At 51.9% G+C, this 15,377-nt stretch carries 16 protein-coding genes; all 16 read right to left on the bottom strand.

The genetic code is table 11. The features are described from left to right. On the bottom strand, positions 1-1,654 hold a 1,654-nt coding region (locus tag ACML7B_RS08375; protein ID WP_418540566.1), incomplete at its 3' end, for a PD-(D/E)XK nuclease family protein. A 10-nt stretch (positions 1,655-1,664) separates the two neighbouring features. Continuing rightward, the gene (hflX, locus tag ACML7B_RS08380; protein WP_418540568.1) at positions 1,665-2,924 is read right to left on the bottom strand and encodes a GTPase HflX; all 1,260 of its coding nucleotides are present in this window, start codon (positions 2,922-2,924) and stop codon (positions 1,665-1,667) included. 8 nt (positions 2,925-2,932) lie between these two features. Next, positions 2,933-3,457, bottom strand: coding sequence for a tetratricopeptide repeat protein (locus ACML7B_RS08385; protein WP_418540571.1), 525 nt, complete (start codon positions 3,455-3,457; stop codon positions 2,933-2,935). Positions 3,458-3,465: 8 nt separating this feature from the next. Continuing rightward, positions 3,466-5,337 carry a heavy metal translocating P-type ATPase gene (locus ACML7B_RS08390; RefSeq protein WP_418540574.1) on the bottom strand — a complete coding sequence of 624 codons (1,872 nt, stop codon included), beginning with the start codon at positions 5,335-5,337 and terminating at the stop codon, positions 3,466-3,468. 141 nt (positions 5,338-5,478) lie between these two features. Next, positions 5,479-6,147, bottom strand: coding sequence for a uracil-DNA glycosylase (locus ACML7B_RS08395; RefSeq protein ID WP_106789900.1), 669 nt, complete (start codon positions 6,145-6,147; stop codon positions 5,479-5,481). A 15-nt stretch (positions 6,148-6,162) separates the two neighbouring features. Beyond that, the gene (gene hisF / locus ACML7B_RS08400) at positions 6,163-6,924 is read right to left on the bottom strand and encodes an imidazole glycerol phosphate synthase subunit HisF (protein WP_418540577.1); all 762 of its coding nucleotides are present in this window, start codon (positions 6,922-6,924) and stop codon (positions 6,163-6,165) included. A 10-nt stretch (positions 6,925-6,934) separates the two neighbouring features. Continuing rightward, entirely contained in the window at positions 6,935-7,540 is a 606-nt protein-coding gene (gene hisH / locus ACML7B_RS08405; RefSeq protein ID WP_418540578.1) for an imidazole glycerol phosphate synthase subunit HisH, read from the bottom strand. A gap of 18 nt (positions 7,541-7,558) precedes the next feature. Next, positions 7,559-9,025, bottom strand: coding sequence for a HAMP domain-containing sensor histidine kinase (locus ACML7B_RS08410; RefSeq protein ID WP_346707838.1), 1,467 nt, complete (start codon positions 9,023-9,025; stop codon positions 7,559-7,561). Next, positions 9,022-9,705, bottom strand: coding sequence for a response regulator transcription factor (locus ACML7B_RS08415; protein ID WP_346707837.1), 684 nt, complete (start codon positions 9,703-9,705; stop codon positions 9,022-9,024). Before ACML7B_RS08415 ends, ACML7B_RS08410 begins: the two co-directional genes overlap by 4 nt. A 206-nt stretch (positions 9,706-9,911) precedes the next feature. Further along, on the bottom strand, positions 9,912-10,166 hold the full coding sequence (locus tag ACML7B_RS08420; protein WP_418540580.1) for a hypothetical protein: 255 nt from the start codon (positions 10,164-10,166) through the stop codon (positions 9,912-9,914). A gap of 102 nt (positions 10,167-10,268) precedes the next feature. Continuing rightward, the gene (locus tag ACML7B_RS08425) at positions 10,269-11,339 is read right to left on the bottom strand and encodes a radical SAM/SPASM domain-containing protein (protein WP_418540582.1); all 1,071 of its coding nucleotides are present in this window, start codon (positions 11,337-11,339) and stop codon (positions 10,269-10,271) included. An 11-nt stretch (positions 11,340-11,350) separates the two neighbouring features. Beyond that, complete coding sequence (locus ACML7B_RS08430) at positions 11,351-11,713, bottom strand: DUF2304 domain-containing protein (protein ID WP_106789893.1); 363 nt, start codon at positions 11,711-11,713, stop codon at positions 11,351-11,353. 10 nt (positions 11,714-11,723) lie between these two features. Then, on the bottom strand, positions 11,724-12,410 hold the full coding sequence (locus tag ACML7B_RS08435) for a glycosyltransferase family 2 protein (RefSeq protein WP_418540584.1): 687 nt from the start codon (positions 12,408-12,410) through the stop codon (positions 11,724-11,726). Between the two features lie 106 nt (positions 12,411-12,516). Then, positions 12,517-12,777 (bottom strand): hypothetical protein, encoded by a 261-nt coding sequence (locus ACML7B_RS08440; RefSeq protein WP_418540586.1) that lies wholly within the window; start codon positions 12,775-12,777, stop codon positions 12,517-12,519. A 77-nt stretch (positions 12,778-12,854) separates the two neighbouring features. Then, positions 12,855-14,279 (bottom strand): oligosaccharide flippase family protein, encoded by a 1,425-nt coding sequence (locus tag ACML7B_RS08445; RefSeq protein ID WP_418540589.1) that lies wholly within the window; start codon positions 14,277-14,279, stop codon positions 12,855-12,857. Continuing rightward, positions 14,276-15,367: a glycosyltransferase gene (locus ACML7B_RS08450; protein ID WP_106789889.1), complete on the bottom strand. Its 1,092-nt coding sequence runs from the start codon at positions 15,365-15,367 to the stop codon at positions 14,276-14,278. The genes ACML7B_RS08445 and ACML7B_RS08450 overlap by 4 nt, the downstream gene beginning before the upstream one ends. Positions 15,368-15,377 lie beyond the last annotated feature (10 nt).

The raw sequence follows: 15,377 nt of genomic DNA on the forward strand, positions 1-15,377 counted from the left end.
CATCCAGAAGCTGGCCGTATTCCTCCAGCCCCACCTTCTCTTCTCCCAGAAGCTCTACAAACTTCTCAAACAGCTGGATCAGGATCCGGTAGATCTGAGCATACTCTTTTGCAAGAGCCATCTCCCCTTCCGCCTGAAATGCCTCTTCCTGTTTCTTAAGCCTGAGCTGCAGTTCTTCCCGGACCATGAATTCATAGAGAGCCATGGTAATATCCTGCACCGTTTTCCGTCTCTGGCGCAGCACATACATAAGTCCGTCCACCTTCTCCACAAACAGGACCCTCAGATGATTAAGGCTCTCCAGTTCTTCCTCATCCATCCCTTTCAGACGGCGGACCCACTTTTCCTGCCATCTCTTATAGCCGCGAATGCCAAGGCCGATCACATAATTTTCCAGCTGATCCGTCTCCTCGCAGGTAAATCCCGCAAGATCCGTCCGGAGAAACCGGAACACACTCTCATAGGTAAAATTCTGCACCGCCATATCCAGAAGGCTTCGCAGATATTCAATAAACGGATTCAAAAGGATACTCCGCTTATGATCCATAAAAACCGGGATCCCGTAAGCGGCAAACGCTTCCTCCAGATAATCTCCATAGGTCTCCATGCTGCTGGTGATCACGCCGATCTCCCGGTAGCGGATCTTTTCTTCCCTCACCAGGGCGCGGATCTTTCCCGCTGCCGCAAACGCTTCCTCCCGCGGATTCCTTGCCCGAAGGATCCCAACAGCCGAAGGCTCCTCTTCCCATACATTTCTCCCGGAACGGAAAAGGTTGTGTTCCAGAAATGCCAGTTCCCGATTCTCACGGAATCTCCAGGGCACCGGATGATACAGAAAATCCGGCTCCAGGACAGTCACCTTTCTCTCCCCGGCGATCCGGGTAAGAGACGTGACCATCTGCTTGCTTAAGGCAAACAACTGATAGGGATGGGTGTAACGCCAGGGATCCTCCCGCTCATCCATGGTGACTGTCACCACCACATCCCGGCAGTGAGTCATAAGCTCACCAAGGAGACGGTTCTGCACCGGTGTAAATCCGGTGAAACCATCCAGCGCCACTGTGGCATCCTTAAGCATCTCCGACTCCTTTACCAGACGGCTCAGCACGTCCAGCAGCTCTTCCTTGGTAATATATTTTTCTTCCAGGTAATCCGTGAATCCCCGGTACAAGATCCCGATATCCCGGAGCTTATAATAGAGCCGGCTTCCCTCTCCGGTCTCCTCCATCACCCGGCAGAGTTCCTCCTCCCCGATATCATACTGGACAAATTCCGACAGTACAGATTTGACCTCGCTGATATAACCGGGCTTCTTCATATTGCCCCGCAGCACCTTAAGGTCCTGTTCATAGTCTCCCGCGATCTTCCTGAGGATCAGGTTCTTGCCCTCATCGTCCAGTACAGGCAGGGAGCTTCCTCCCGTCTCCTCGAACACCCGGTAGGCAAGACGGCCGAAACTCAGCACGTCAATGTTCATGATCCCTTTTCGCGGGTGCATGGAAACAAGATCTTTTTGCGTCTGCATAGTAAACTGCTCCGGCACAAGGACAATATAAGAGCGCTCCGGATGCGCCATGGACGCTTCTATGATCTCTTGATACAGCTGACAGGATTTCCCGGACCCGGATGGTCCGAATATAAATTTTAACGCCATAGAAATTCCCTCATTTCTGTCTGTCTGACAAGGGCCGGACACTTTCGTAGAGCTGCGCCGGGATATAGGCTCTGATCCGGATCCCGTCCTCCTGATAGGCTTCATCCTGGATCTCTCCGTATCTGCGGATCAGCTGGATCTTGCCCGCCTCCTGATAAGGATAGACCGCCTCCAGACAGATCGCCCGAGTCCGCAGGATCCCTTCGATCATGTGGAGAAACTCCTCAATGCCCTGGCCGGTCTTCGCCGAGACCGCCACCGTACAGTCTGCCCGGAAATCCCGGATCACAGGCTGCTCCTCCACTGCATCGATCTTATTCAGGAGCGTGATCACCGGCTGGTCCTTCACGCCCAGTTCCCGCAGAGTCTCATAGACTGTATGCATCTGGGCTTCCACCTGAGGATTGGAAATATCCGCCATATGGATGATCAGATCCGCATAGCGGGCCTCCTCCAGGGTACTGCGAAATGCATCGATGAGATGATGAGGAAGCTTACGGATAAATCCCACCGTATCCGTCAGAAGGATCTCCTGGCCCCCCGGAAGCTTCAGATTCCTTGTGGTGGGATCCAGGGTGGCGAAAAGCTTATCCTCCGCCAGGATCCCCGCCCCGGTAAGTCTGTTGAGAAGGGTAGACTTTCCCGCATTGGTATAGCCAACGATGGCCGCCACCGGAAGATAGCTTTTCATCCGCTGCTCCCGGGTTACCTGGCGGTGTCTCTGGACTGCTTTCAGTTCCCGGTTCAGCTGTCCGATCCGCTCCCGGATCAGCCGCCGGTCTGTCTCCAGCTTCTTCTCTCCGGGCCCTCTCGTCCCGATTCCTCCGCCCAGACGGGACAGGGCTGTCCCGAAGCCGGCAAGCCTGGTCTGGCGGTACTTAAGCTGAGCCAGTTCCACCTGGATCTTTCCCTCGCTGGTATGGGCTCTCGCCGCAAAGATATCCAGGATCAGGAGGGTGCGGTCCATCACTTTGACCTCCAGTTCATCCTGGAGATTCTTCATCTGAGCCGGCGACAGTTCATCGTCACAGATGATCCCGGAAGCTTCCGTCTCCCACAGAAGATCCTTGATCTCCATGATCTTTCCCGTGCCCACATAAGTAGCAGGATGGATCTGATCCCGGCTCTGGATCACCCTTCCCACTTCCCGTGCACCGGCCGTATCAGCAAGAAAGGCCAGCTCATCCAAGAGCTGCCCTGTATCTTCCTGCCCCGGAAGGCTTACGCCAACCAGGATCACTTTTTCCTCTTCCTTCTTCAGATCGATCATACGCGCTTCTATCTCGTCTCCAAAAATTCCGCTTCCTTCGCGGCTGCCTCATCATCCGGATATTCTTCCAGGTACTCCTCCAAAAGAGTCCTTGCGCTGGCCAGATCCCCCAGTTCCTCACAGGCAATGATCTGTCCCCGCTTCATCTCCCGGATCAGTTCCTTGCTGTTGCCCTCCATAGTAAGGCCCTTGTCAAAATAGTCCAGAGCCTGTTCCGCCTGGTGCAGCTTAAGTTCACAGCTCCCCAGCAGATGATAGATGGTACCGCTCTCCTGGCTGCCCTGCTCCAGCGCAGACACCAGTGCCTCCCGGGCTCCCTCATAATCTTCCTGTTCCCACAGCGCCAGGCCTAAGCCCCGGTAGGAATCCGCCGTGTTCTTCTCCTCTTCCACCGCCTGCTGAAACTGGGCGGCAGCCTCCTCATAAGCGCCGCTTTCCAGGGCTTCCATCCCCTGGTCATAGGGATTCTTCCCGCACCCGGCCAGCAAGATCCCTGCTGCCAGGATCAGCAATAAATTCTGAATCTTTCTCATGTTTCCTCCTAAACGGTGTACTTCACAACTCCCACCGCATTTAAGATCACTGCGAACATCACACCCACTTCCGCCAGGATCGCTTCCCACATGCCGAAGTATCCGATCACTGCCAGGATCAGCACCATGGCTTTGATCACAAGGGCAAATGTAATGTTCTGATTTACCACCCGAAGAGTCTCCTTCGCGATCCGGATCACGTCGGTGATCTTCCAGAGCTCATCCTCCATCAGGATCACGTCCGCCGCCTCAATAGCCGCTGCAGATCCCAGGTCTCCCATGGCGATACCCACATCCGCCCGGGTCAGGATCGGCGCGTCGTTAATACCGTCGCCCACACACACAACCTTCTCAGTGGCATCTTCCAGAAGCAGGAAATCCTCCACCTGCTCCAGCTTATCCTTGGGCAGAAGATTGGTATAGACATAGTCCATCTCCAGATCCTCCGCCACTTCCCGTCCTGCCGCTTCCGAGTCTCCGGTGAGCATGACCAGGACGCCCCTGCATTTTTCCTTCAGATACTGCAGGGTCCCTTTGGCGTCTTCCTTCACCTCATCGGCGATCAGGATATAACCGGCGTATTTCCGGTCTACCGCCACATAAACCACGGTTCCGGCCTTCTTCACTTCCTGGGCTTCTATGTTCTGCTTGCGCATCATACGCCAGTTTCCTATGTATACCCGCTGCCCCGCATAAGTGGCAGTGATACCAAATCCCGGGATCTCTTTCATCCGGTAGACCTTCTGCTTATCCAGTTTCTTCCCCTTTGTTCCGTACGCCTCCGTAAGAGACTGGGCGATGGGATGGTTGGAATAGCTCTCCACATGAGCTGCGATCTCCAGCAGTTCCTCCTCAGTCATCCCTTCCGGATGGATCTCTTTGACCTTGAACACACCCTTGGTCAGAGTACCGGTCTTGTCAAAGATAAAGGTATCTGCCCGGGCGATGTCCTCCAGGTAATTGCCTCCCTTTACCACGATCCCCTGGCGGGCCGCAGAAGCGATCCCTCCCAGGAACGCAATAGGGATGGACATAACCAGGCCGCTGGGGCAGGCCACGATCAGAAAGATCAGCCCCCGGTAGATCCAGGTGCTCCAGTTCCCGTAAGAAAAAGTAAGGGGCGGGTAGATCATCACCAGAAGAGCCAGCACCAGCATAACCGGCGTATAGATCCTGGCAAACTTTGAGATCGTAGTCTCACTCTCCGCTTTTTTATTCTGCGCGTCCTCCACCATCTCCATGATCTTGGAGACGGTAGAATCCTTATAAACCTTGGAAACCCGGGCCTCGATCACGCCCCGCAGATTGATGCAGCCGCTGTAGATCCGGTCTCCCACTCCTGCGCTCACCGGCACCGGCTCACCGGTCACCGCCTTGGTATCAATGGTAGTGGTGCCGCTGGTGATCACCGCGTCCACCGGGATCCGCTCGCCGGGCTTGATGATAATGATATGATTCCGCTTTAACTCCGAAGGATCTACCTGCTGTTCCTTCCCCTTCACCTTACGGGTTGCGTAAGGCGGCCGGATATCGATCATCTCAGCGATGGAACGCTTGGCTGTATCTGTGGAAAAGGCCTCAAAGATCAGGCCCAGTTCAAAGAGGATCATCACCAGGACACCCTCTTCGTAGCGCTCGATGCCAAACGCCCCTACCGTGGCAAGGATCATCAGGGTATACTCCGTCAGGAACTGCTTCTTCATAAACCGATCCCGCAGTCCCCGGAACGAATCAAATCCAATGATCAGATATGCAATTAAAAACCAGACAAACCTCACTGCGTCTGACAGCTCTACCTGCGACGACACTCCCAACGCGCACAGATAGAGCAGGAGACCTGCTCCAAAGATCAGACTTCTTCTTTTCAACTGCGCTGTCATAACTTTTTGCTTTCCTCCATGCATACGGGTCATCCCGCAAACATACTCCACTAATTAATTATGCCAAATGGCTTTGTCGATTTCAACCATTTGGCATAAAAACAAGGCAAAATTAACATTTTCGTAATCATTTTTACCACTCTACCGGATCTGCCAGTCAATGGGCGTCTCCCCGTGAGCTTCCAGAAACTGATTGGTCTTACTGAAGGGCCGGCTGCCGAAAAATCCCCGGTACGCAGACAGAGGACTGGGATGGGGGGACTTAAGGATCAGGTGATTGGGGTTGTCCAGCATAGCTGCCTTGCGCTGGGCCGGCGCGCCCCACAGGATAAACACAATGGGCCGGTCCTCCCCGTTCAGCGCCCGAATGGCCGCATCGGTAAACTCCTCCCAGCCGATCCCCCGATGAGAATTGGCCTGATGGGCCCGCACCGTCAGGACCGTATTGAGCATCAGCACTCCCTGCCGGGCCCATTTGGTAAGACACCCGTGGTCCGGGATCTCACAGCCCAGGTCATCGTGAAGTTCCTGGTAGATATTCACCAGGGAGGGCGGGATCTCCACCCCCTTCTTCACGGAAAAGCACAGCCCGTGGGCCTGCCCGTAATTGTGATAGGGATCCTGTCCCAGGATCACCACCTTCACCTGATGAAAAGGAGTCAGGTGGAAGGCATTGAAAATATCCTCCGCAGGAGGAAAGACCTGGTGAGTCCGGTACTCCTGATTCACCGTCTGAAATAATTGTCTGTAATAGGGCTTCCCAAACTCCTCCTTCAGGACGGGAAGCCAGTCGTTGCTGATGGCCGCCATAGTCTCTCTCCTTCTCTACAGGCGCACGGACACGCCCTTTTCTCTCAGGTATTCTTTCACTTCCCGGATCTCCAGCTCCTTGTAGTGGAACAGAGAAGCCACCAGCGCCGCGTCCGCGCCGCCTTCTGTCAGTGCGTCACAGAAATCCTCCAGTGTTCCCGCTCCGCCAGATGCGATCACCGGGATGGACACCGTATCTGCGATAGCCCGGGTCAGTTCCAGATCATATCCCCCTTTAGTCCCGTCGCAGTCCATGCTGGTAAGCAGGATCTCGCCGGCTCCCAGGCTCTCCACTCTGGCCGCCCACTCCAGGGCGTCGATGCCCACGTCGATGCGGCCGCCGTTTTTGTAAATGTTCCAGCCGCTACCGTCTGCCCGCTTTTTCGCGTCAATGGCCACCACCACGCACTGGCTGCCGAACTTGTCCGCCGCATCGGAGATAAGGCGGGGCGTATTGATGGCTGAGGAATTGATGGAGATCTTGTCCGCCCCTTCTCTCAGAAGAGCCCGGAAGTCCTCCACTGTCCGGATCCCGCCACCTACTGTGAAGGGGATGAACACTGTCTCCGCCACCTTGCGCACCATGTCCACCACCGTCCCCCGGGCGTCCGAGGAGGCGGTGATATCCAGGAAAACCAGCTCATCGGCGCCGGCCTTGTCGTAAGCCGCCCCGATCTCCACAGGATCTCCCGCGTCTTTCAGGTCTACAAAATTAACCCCTTTTACCACCCGGCCGTCTTTTACGTCCAGGCAGGGAATGATTCTCTTGGTATGCATAGCCGTCCCCCTATAACTCTACGAAATTTTTCAGGATCTTTAGCCCTGTGTCGCTGCTCTTCTCCGGGTGGAACTGACAGGCAAAGATATTATCCTGCTCCACCGAGGCATGGATAGTGACTCCATATTCCGTGGTCGCCTTCACAATCTGCTCATCCCTTGCCTTCAGATAATAGGAATGGACGAAGTACACATAAGGCTCCCCGGATAGCCCTGCAAATAACCGTCCCTGATTCCGAAGCTCCAGGGAATTCCAGCCCATATGGGGGATCTTGCGCCCCTCTCCCTCCGGGATCCGTAAGATCTCTCCCTTCAGGATCCCCAGGCCTTCCACCCCCGGGGACTCGTCGCTTCGCTCAAAGAGAAGCTGCAGGCCCAGGCAGATCCCTAGGAAGGGCGTCTTCTTTTCCGCCACCTGCCGGATCACCTCCACCAGGCCATACTGGTGGAGCTTCCCCATAGCGTCCCCAAAGGAACCCACTCCCGGCAGCACTACCTTATCCGCCCCAAGGATCTCTTCCCGGTCCCGGGTGATCTTCACTTCCTGCCCCAGGAACTGCAGCGCCTTCTCCACGCTCCGGATATTGCCTGCGTCATAATCAATGATTGCGATCATACTCTCATTCTCCTCACTCTATTTCATATCCAGCTCAAACCAGAATTCCACGCCGTTCTCGTAGTTTTTGACCCCGTACTCCTGGTGCAGGGATTCCATGATGGCACGGACGATGGAAAGTCCGATTCCGTTGCCGCCATACTCTCTGGTGTGAGCCTTGTCCACCTTGTAGAACTTCTCCCAGATATGACCAAGATCCTCCTCAGGAATAGGCTGGCCCGTATTGAACACACTGATCCGCGCCCGCTCCGGCCCTGCTGTCACCTTGATCTCCACCACCTTGTCGCCCCCCACATGATGGATGGCGTTGCTGATGTAGTTGCGCAGCACCTGCTCGATCTTAAACTCGTCCGCCCAGACGCACACCGGGCCCTCACAGTCAAAATGCACGTCCGCCCCGGCCTGCTGGGCCAGGATCTCCATGCTCTGCAGCACGCCCCGGATCAGTTCCGCAATGTCAAACCGCTCGAACACAATGTCTTCATCTCCGAATTCCAGCTGATTTAAGGTCAGCAGGTTCTTCACCATCTGATTCATCTTCGCCGCCTCATCCATGATCACATCACAGTAAAACTGGCGGCTCTCCGGATCGTCGCTGACCCCTTCCTTCAGCCCCTCCGCATAACCCTGGATCAGGGCAATGGGAGTTTTCAGTTCATGGGATACATTTCCCAGGAATTCGGTGCGCATCTGTTCCAGCTTTTCCTTCTGTTCAATGTCTTGCTTCAGGCTGTTATTCGCCTTCTTCAGTTCCGATATGGTACTCTCCAGCTTCTCCGACATCCGGTTGAAGTTGGCACCCAGCTCCCCGATCTCATCCTTGCCGCCGCTGGTATATTTGGCGTCAAAATCCAGGTTGGCCATCTTGTCCGACAAAGCCGTCAGCTCCTGCAGCGGCCGGGTCATCCGCTTGGCCAGATACCATACCAGGATCAGGGCCAGCACTCCCAGCACGCTCCCGATGTAGATCAGAAACCGGTTGGAGATCTGGGCGCTCTCCCGGATCCCTTCCAGAGGGCTTCGCAGAAGAAACTGTTCACCCGTTCCCATCTGTCCCCACATATCCAGGTAATCATTCTCATTCCAGGGATCATAGGACTGGCTGATCTCATAGTCGTCGGTGGTCTCCAGGACCTTCCCCTGCTTCTGGGCCTGGTTCAGAAGATAGCCTACCATCTGGTTGCGCAGCAATTCCGGATTATGCACATTGGTATAAACCTTCTCAGACCCCTGGTCGCTGATCAGGAAAGAAATGTTATTCTCTTCCGCCAGATGGGCAAGGCCGGTAGAGACCTCATCCTCTCCGATGGTCCCCGCCTTCAGAGCCTCATCAAGCTCCTGGTACATCTCGATGAAAGAATCCTTCTTGTTATTGATATAATAAGGTTCCAGAAAACGCAGGTTAATGGCCATCAGAACCAGGATCATCACCAGAAGGAGCCCTGCAAACACTCCGGTCACCTGCCATTTGATGGAATGTTTCATCTCTCGTCAACCTCGAATTTATAACCCATCCCCCAGATGGTCTTGATATAGCCGCCCTTGTCCCCAAGCTTGCTTCTCAGCTTCTTCACATGGGTGTCAATGGTCCTGGCGTCTCCAAAATAATCATAGTTCCACACATTGTTCAGGATCTTCTCCCGGGAAAGGGCGATGCCCTGATTCTCCACGAAATAAGTCAGAAGCTCAAATTCCTTGAAACTCAGCTCGATCTCCTGCCCCTCAATGTAAACCTGATGGGCCGCCTTGTCAATGGAGATCCCGCCTGCACTCACCACTTCCTCCGCCCCCATAGCATGAGAGCGCCTGAGAAGCGCCTGGACTCTTGCCACCAGGATCTTGGGGCTGAAAGGCTTGGAAATATATTCATCCACTCCCAGGTCAAATCCCTGGAGTTCATCCCGCTCTTCCGATCTGGCAGTGAGCATGATCACCGGCACATCCGAGGACTGCCTCAGTTCCCTTAAGGTCTGCCAGCCGTCCATCTTGGGCATCATCACATCCAGGATCACCAGGGCGATATCTTTCTCCTCATAGAAGATCTCCATGGCTTCCAGGCCGTCTCCCGCCTCCCGGACCACGAAACCCTCCCGTTCCAGGAAGTCCCGCACCAGTTTGCGCATCCTTGCCTCATCGTCCACCACGAGAATCTTGATCTTATCCATATCGTCCACCTCCATTTTCCCCACATCATAGCAGAGAAATATGACCGTTCTGTGAAAAGCAGTTTAATTTTCGCTCTGCGCAATTATTATACCACGCGCGCAGGGATTTTCCAATTGATCTATCCTTCCCGGCTCTGACTTTTATCCCCGGATCGAAAAAAGAGGCTACGGATCTGTATCCGTAACCTCTCATTATTCCGCGTTCCTTATGCCCTACATCTTTCGATAGTCACTACATCCTTTTTGTCAACAAGCTTATAGCCGCCGTCTATCCAGAAAACAATCCCGGTATCCTGGATATTGTTGTTTCCATTCCAGCGATAGTATCCCCATTCTCTCACAATTGGTTCCTCAGCATAATAAATACGGTCTGTCTTATAGCCGCCGTCACCGCTTGCCGCGATATTCTCATCCATCTTAACATCAAATACTTTTACTTCCGGTTTCTTCCATGTCTTCATTCTCGTTTCCTCCTTGCACTCTCTATTCAAATTCTATTACAGTCATTCCCTTTTATGCAAAAACACTTTACCACAGTCCTGACAAGCTGTCCAGTTCTTTTCCTAATCTTCCAGATTTTTACCATAGAGAATGTAATTAAATTCTGCTTTTCTGCAGAACTCCGGCGAAATCTTCCCGTGCTCTCCGGTTTCCGCATAGAGAACGCCCGGACAGCGGTCACAATACTGCTCGTATTCACAGGAGCCGCACTCCGCGGGCTGACGCAATCCCTCCACCTTCTCAAGCAGCTGCCGCCAGCTATCCAGGAATCCTCCCGGCTCTACAACAGCGGCGGGTTCTGTCAGAAAAGTGCACATCTGCATCCGTCCGTTCCACGTCACCCAATAACCACGGCGATAGTTGGAACAGCCGCTCAGATAATCCGCCAGGGGCTTCCGGGGATAGATCCCGCCGCTTTGCTCCCGGATCTGCCGGATGATCTGTGCCGGCGGGATTTCCCGCTCAACCTCATGTCTCTTGGCATCTGCCGAAGCTCCCCGCACCGGGTTGATCAGGCTGGACGTATGGATGATGGGAAGACCTCTCTCCATGGCAAAACGATATATACCGTCAAGATCCTGCTCATTTTCTCTGGTAATGGTCGCTACCAGATAAAGCGGGATCTTCGCCTCCCGCAGAAGTTCCACAGATCTCGCCACCCTGGTAAATCCATCTCTAATCCCGCAGACCCGCTCATAGGTCTCGTCGCTGGCTCCGTACAGGGTGAAACGCATCGTGTGGGGCGGTCGCTTTCGCAGCCATTTGACAGCCTCTTCGTCGATCAGATATCCATTGGAGAAGATCTGGATCAGGAATCCCATATCATGGACCGCCTCATAGATCTCCCGGAAATCCGGGCGCACAAAAGGCTCCCCCCCTGTGAGAGTCAACTCGATCGTCCCTGCCTTCTGCGCTTCTCGCGCCACAGCGATCCATTCTTCTTTCGTAAATTCCCTGCCCACCTTAGGAATCTCATCCGGCTTCAGATGGACATAACACATATTACAGTTAAAATTACACCGGGGCGTCAGTTCAAAGACGCCCTTAAACGGCACTTTCCTCTCATAGGCAATTTTCTTCAGGCCTGCCAGATACTCATCGATTCCGGCTTCCCAAAATTCACAGTCCAGCATAAGTCCTCTCCTTATTCTTCGGAATCCTGTTTTTCACCCTCAGCGTTCTCCTTTTCCCGGATCGCCAGTTCCTCCACCAGGACACGGAGCTTATGTTCCAATTGCGAAGTCTTGATAGTAAGGAGGAACACTCGTAAAAGCAACGCAAAAATAATGATCAGAAATACCATATTGACCGTGGAATAGATGCCAAGCTGCGCGGCAAGCCAGTCCGCGATCTGAGGAAAGATACTGATCAGGATCAGAACAAAGCTAAACAGAAGCCAGAACCCGGTATCATGGGTGTCTACCTGCGCTCTCTTTAATTTTCGGGATATGTAGAAACAAGTGGCGATGGAAGCCAGGATCAAAATGATACGAAATACTGCTGACATATTCTCTCCTTTACCGGAACCAGTGAATGATCAGGATCGATGTGCACATATAACACATATATTTGATAGAGTTCGCGAGATTCAGATAACTGGACCCGGAAATCCGTTCGTTCATCACCGCCGGCACCTCCCGGATAGAAGCGCCGTCCCGGATCAGCGCCGCCAGCGTGTCCGGCTCCGGGTCATAGTTCATCTGCCGGGCGATCCGCTCCATGATCTTCCGGTTATACAAACGCATCCCGGACGTGGGGTCTTTGATCCGTTTCCCGGTAGTCAGGAAGATACACAGACTGATCAGCCTGCTGCCGATCTCCCGGAGGCCTGTCCCCTTCTTTCCCTCTACATACCGGGAGGCAATGACGATATCACAGCCATCCTTCTGCGCGCAGGCATGCATAACAGGAATATACTCTCCAAGATGCTGGCCATCCGCGTCAAACTGCACCGCATATTCGTATCCGTTTCTGACCGCATAGCGCATCCCGGCCTGCACTCCGCCTGCCAGGCCGAGGTTTACCGGAAGATCCAGCACATGATATCCCTGCTCTCTGCACAGCCGCATGGTACCGTCTGAACTGCCGTCATTGACGATCAGATAATCATATTGCGGACAGTTTTTCTTCAGATCTTCCACCACATATTGTATATTCTTTTCCTCGTTATATGCCGGGATCACTACCAGCAGAGGACTTCTCATAGGTCTACTCTCCTATTGTCGTCTCATAAAAAGTAAGGGCTATGCATTATCTGCTAATACATAGCCTTTAAGTTCCTACCCCATATCACAACAACGCTATCAAGTACTATAATACAAGGCAGCTGGAGACTGCGCCCTCTGATGCCCCTGTAAAATAATAGGGGTTCATTCCTGAACTGTCGTGATAAGTATAGCTTGTATCTACAATCCTATTACCAGAAACATAGTAATTATGCCTTTTCCACTTATCAGCGATCACGCCTCTCTGACTGTGACGAATATTCAAGATCCGGTCTCCGCTTGCCGCGATATTTTCATCCATCTTCACATCAAAAACTTTTACTTCCGGTTTCTTCCATTCTCTCATGTGATAACCCTCCTTCTCCTATGTTATAAAACACTTGATAATCCTGCATTAATATATAATATATTATCATCTCTTCCTTAATGCCGCAACTTCTTTTTTTTATTCTCTAATTTTTTTATAAGACACAGATAAAGGAATACGACTCCTGCATAAACTCCTCCTCCGGCCAGGATATCCAGGATAATATTAACTGCCGGCTCCCGCTCCGGCAATTGGATCAGACTGCAGACAAGAAGGATCACGCTTCCCATTATACAATACGCCAGGCTTTGCCTGAGAAAATATGAAAATTTCATCTCGTGTCTCACGAACCAGATCTGTACCGCCATCACCAGGAATTCCGCACAGACCGTCCCCACGATTGCTCCCGCGCTTCCCAGTGGTCCGATCAGCGTAAAATTAATAATAAAGTTAACCACTGCTCCAAACACCAGCGCGACCACATACTCTCTGTCCATATAGCGGGGCAGAAGAAACACATTTCGGATCAAGTCAGAATAGCCGGAAAACAAGATAACCGGCGCGATCATCTGCAGAAGAAGTATACATGAGTGAAACTGATCTCCATAAAACCAGGGAATAAATTCCTTTGCCACCGCTATAAATCCAAACATCATTCCCACCGCAAGAAATGAGATCAGATGGAACGTCAGCCGAAAAAGACTTCCTGCTTCTTCCGTCTCTTTTTTCGCATATAAGCTGGTCATTCTCGGCATGACCACATCGCCTGTCGCAGTCAAAACTGTGACAGCTGTCAATGTGATACTCTGCACATTTTCATAATACCCAACCTCCGTGATCCCAACCATGTTTCCGAGCATGATCCTGTCCATCATACTGTAAAAATACTTTGCAAACACGGGGAAAAACAGCAGCAGAAGATTCTTCCCATGCCGTTCAAACGCATGCCGGAAAGAAACACATACATCCACATAACGCGGGAGAAAAAGCCACGGTGTCGCCTGGATCATCAATGCCCGAAATGCCAGAATAAAAATGTAAATCCCTACATCATCTGTCGTCTTCACAAATGTAAAGATAAAGAAAATTGAAAGTACATTATAGAAAGCACAGACAGCCGTTGTGATCCGAAACTCCTGCATTCCCCAGAAAAACCAGGAAATATCGCACACAAAAGACAAGAGATTAAATATCTGAAGGAAAAACGCCGCCGTATAAGTTCCGCCAGATATTTGGACAAAGCAAAGATACACGGCAAGTACAATGATCGAGCAGGTCAGCTTGACCGACAGAAGCTCAGAAAACACCTTTGTTCTCTTCTCTCTGTCTTCTCCACATTTTGATATCTCTCTATTCCCGTATTTTGCCAGGCCCAGATTGGCAAAAAGCCCAAACAAAGTCACAATCGAATACGTGTACGAATACGTTCCTACCCCTTCCGGTCCTACAACACGGGATATATAAGGCGCCAGGATCAGCGGCACAATAATGATCAGGATCTGATACCCTACATTATAGAAAAAATTTTTGAAAACTTTCATCTCAAAGACTCATTCCATTCTTGGTATATTTCAAGGTAACATTCCAGGCTTTTTTCAACAGAGTAGGGGGCTGTATACTCTCTCAACCCCCGGGGATAATCGGAAAGAGCTTCTCGCATTTTCACCGCGATCGCTTCCGGGGACGAAGCACACAGGTATTCTTTTAGTTCTCCTTGCATAATCTGACTCGGGCCCTGGCTCCTTACAGCAACAACTGGACATTCACAATACAAAGCCTCGATCAATGTCATAGAAAGACCTTCTGTATCCGAAGCAAGGATCAACAAACTTGCCTTTGCCATCCACTTATATACATTTTTCTCCCATCCCATAAAGCAGACTCTGTCTGCAATCCCATATTCTTCGGCCATATTTCTTAATCTGGCCTCCATTTCCCCTATTCCAAGAATCACAAGCCGATACTGTTCATAAAACCGCCCGGTATAAAAGGCCCGCAATACACGTTCCGGATGCTTAAGCGCTGTCAGTCTCCCGCAGAACAACACGAATGGCCCTTCAAATTCCAGAGATTCTTCTTTCATACGGTCGATATTCTGTCCATCAACAGGATTAACCACCGCCTCCACCATACGTCTGTCTATATGATAAATACCGCAAAGTTCCTCTGCCACCGAATCCCCCACACAAACTACATGTCTTTTCGTATATAACCACTTCACAAACCCTTTATAAAGGGGATTCCCGGCAAAAGGCAGAATATCCTGATGTGCGTGCAGGACATATATCGCTTTCCTGGAATACCTGGAAAGTCGTGTGATCAAGTCTGGATAAAGCAGATTGGAGGTCAAAAGAATGATTTCCCCCTTATTTATAATCTTGTCCAATTCTCTGTTTAACCGTTTCCGCAAACGAAAAAGACCTGACAAATAGGAAAGCGGAGAGAATTTTTTCTCACTGCTCAAAAAAACCAGTTTAATATCCGGACGAATATCATATTGAACCCATTTTCGCAGGCAGATGATCGTAACCTGTATCCCGTTTCTCTGCAGGTAATCTGCCTGTGTTGTCACAACCCTCTCAGCTCCGCCATTCTGCAGGGAGTTGATAATAAATACGGCCTGTTTCATGCTTGCGCTT

The sequence above is a fragment of the Massilistercora timonensis genome (assembly GCF_048354975.1).
In the GTDB taxonomy this organism is placed as follows: domain Bacteria; phylum Bacillota; class Clostridia; order Lachnospirales; family Lachnospiraceae; genus Massilistercora; species Massilistercora timonensis.

Excerpts from the sequence above, each read along its gene's own strand:
- ACML7B_RS08415 (WP_346707837.1), bottom strand. The coding sequence starts at position 9,705 with ATGGATAAGATCAAGATTCTCGTGGTGGACGATGAGGCAAGGATGCGC.
- ACML7B_RS08420 (WP_418540580.1), bottom strand. The coding sequence starts at position 10,166 with ATGAAGACATGGAAGAAACCGGAAGTAAAAGTATTTGATGTTAAGATG.
- ACML7B_RS08450 (WP_106789889.1), bottom strand. The coding sequence starts at position 15,367 with ATGAAACAGGCCGTATTTATTATCAACTCCCTGCAGAATGGCGGAGCT.
- ACML7B_RS08395 (WP_106789900.1), bottom strand. The coding sequence starts at position 6,147 with ATGGCGGCCATCAGCAACGACTGGCTTCCCGTCCTGAAGGAGGAGTTT.
- ACML7B_RS08410 (WP_346707838.1), bottom strand. The coding sequence starts at position 9,025 with ATGAAACATTCCATCAAATGGCAGGTGACCGGAGTGTTTGCAGGGCTC.
- hflX (WP_418540568.1), bottom strand. The coding sequence starts at position 2,924 with ATGATCGATCTGAAGAAGGAAGAGGAAAAAGTGATCCTGGTTGGCGTA.
- ACML7B_RS08430 (WP_106789893.1), bottom strand. The coding sequence starts at position 11,713 with ATGTCAGCAGTATTTCGTATCATTTTGATCCTGGCTTCCATCGCCACT.
- ACML7B_RS08385 (WP_418540571.1), bottom strand. The coding sequence starts at position 3,457 with ATGAGAAAGATTCAGAATTTATTGCTGATCCTGGCAGCAGGGATCTTG.
- ACML7B_RS08435 (WP_418540584.1), bottom strand. The coding sequence starts at position 12,410 with ATGAGAAGTCCTCTGCTGGTAGTGATCCCGGCATATAACGAGGAAAAG.
- ACML7B_RS08440 (WP_418540586.1), bottom strand. The coding sequence starts at position 12,777 with ATGAGAGAATGGAAGAAACCGGAAGTAAAAGTTTTTGATGTGAAGATG.
- hisH (WP_418540578.1), bottom strand. The coding sequence starts at position 7,540 with ATGATCGCAATCATTGATTATGACGCAGGCAATATCCGGAGCGTGGAG.
- ACML7B_RS08445 (WP_418540589.1), bottom strand. The coding sequence starts at position 14,279 with ATGAAAGTTTTCAAAAATTTTTTCTATAATGTAGGGTATCAGATCCTG.
- ACML7B_RS08425 (WP_418540582.1), bottom strand. The coding sequence starts at position 11,339 with ATGCTGGACTGTGAATTTTGGGAAGCCGGAATCGATGAGTATCTGGCA.
- hisF (WP_418540577.1), bottom strand. The coding sequence starts at position 6,924 with ATGCATACCAAGAGAATCATTCCCTGCCTGGACGTAAAAGACGGCCGG.
- ACML7B_RS08390 (WP_418540574.1), bottom strand. The coding sequence starts at position 5,337 with ATGACAGCGCAGTTGAAAAGAAGAAGTCTGATCTTTGGAGCAGGTCTC.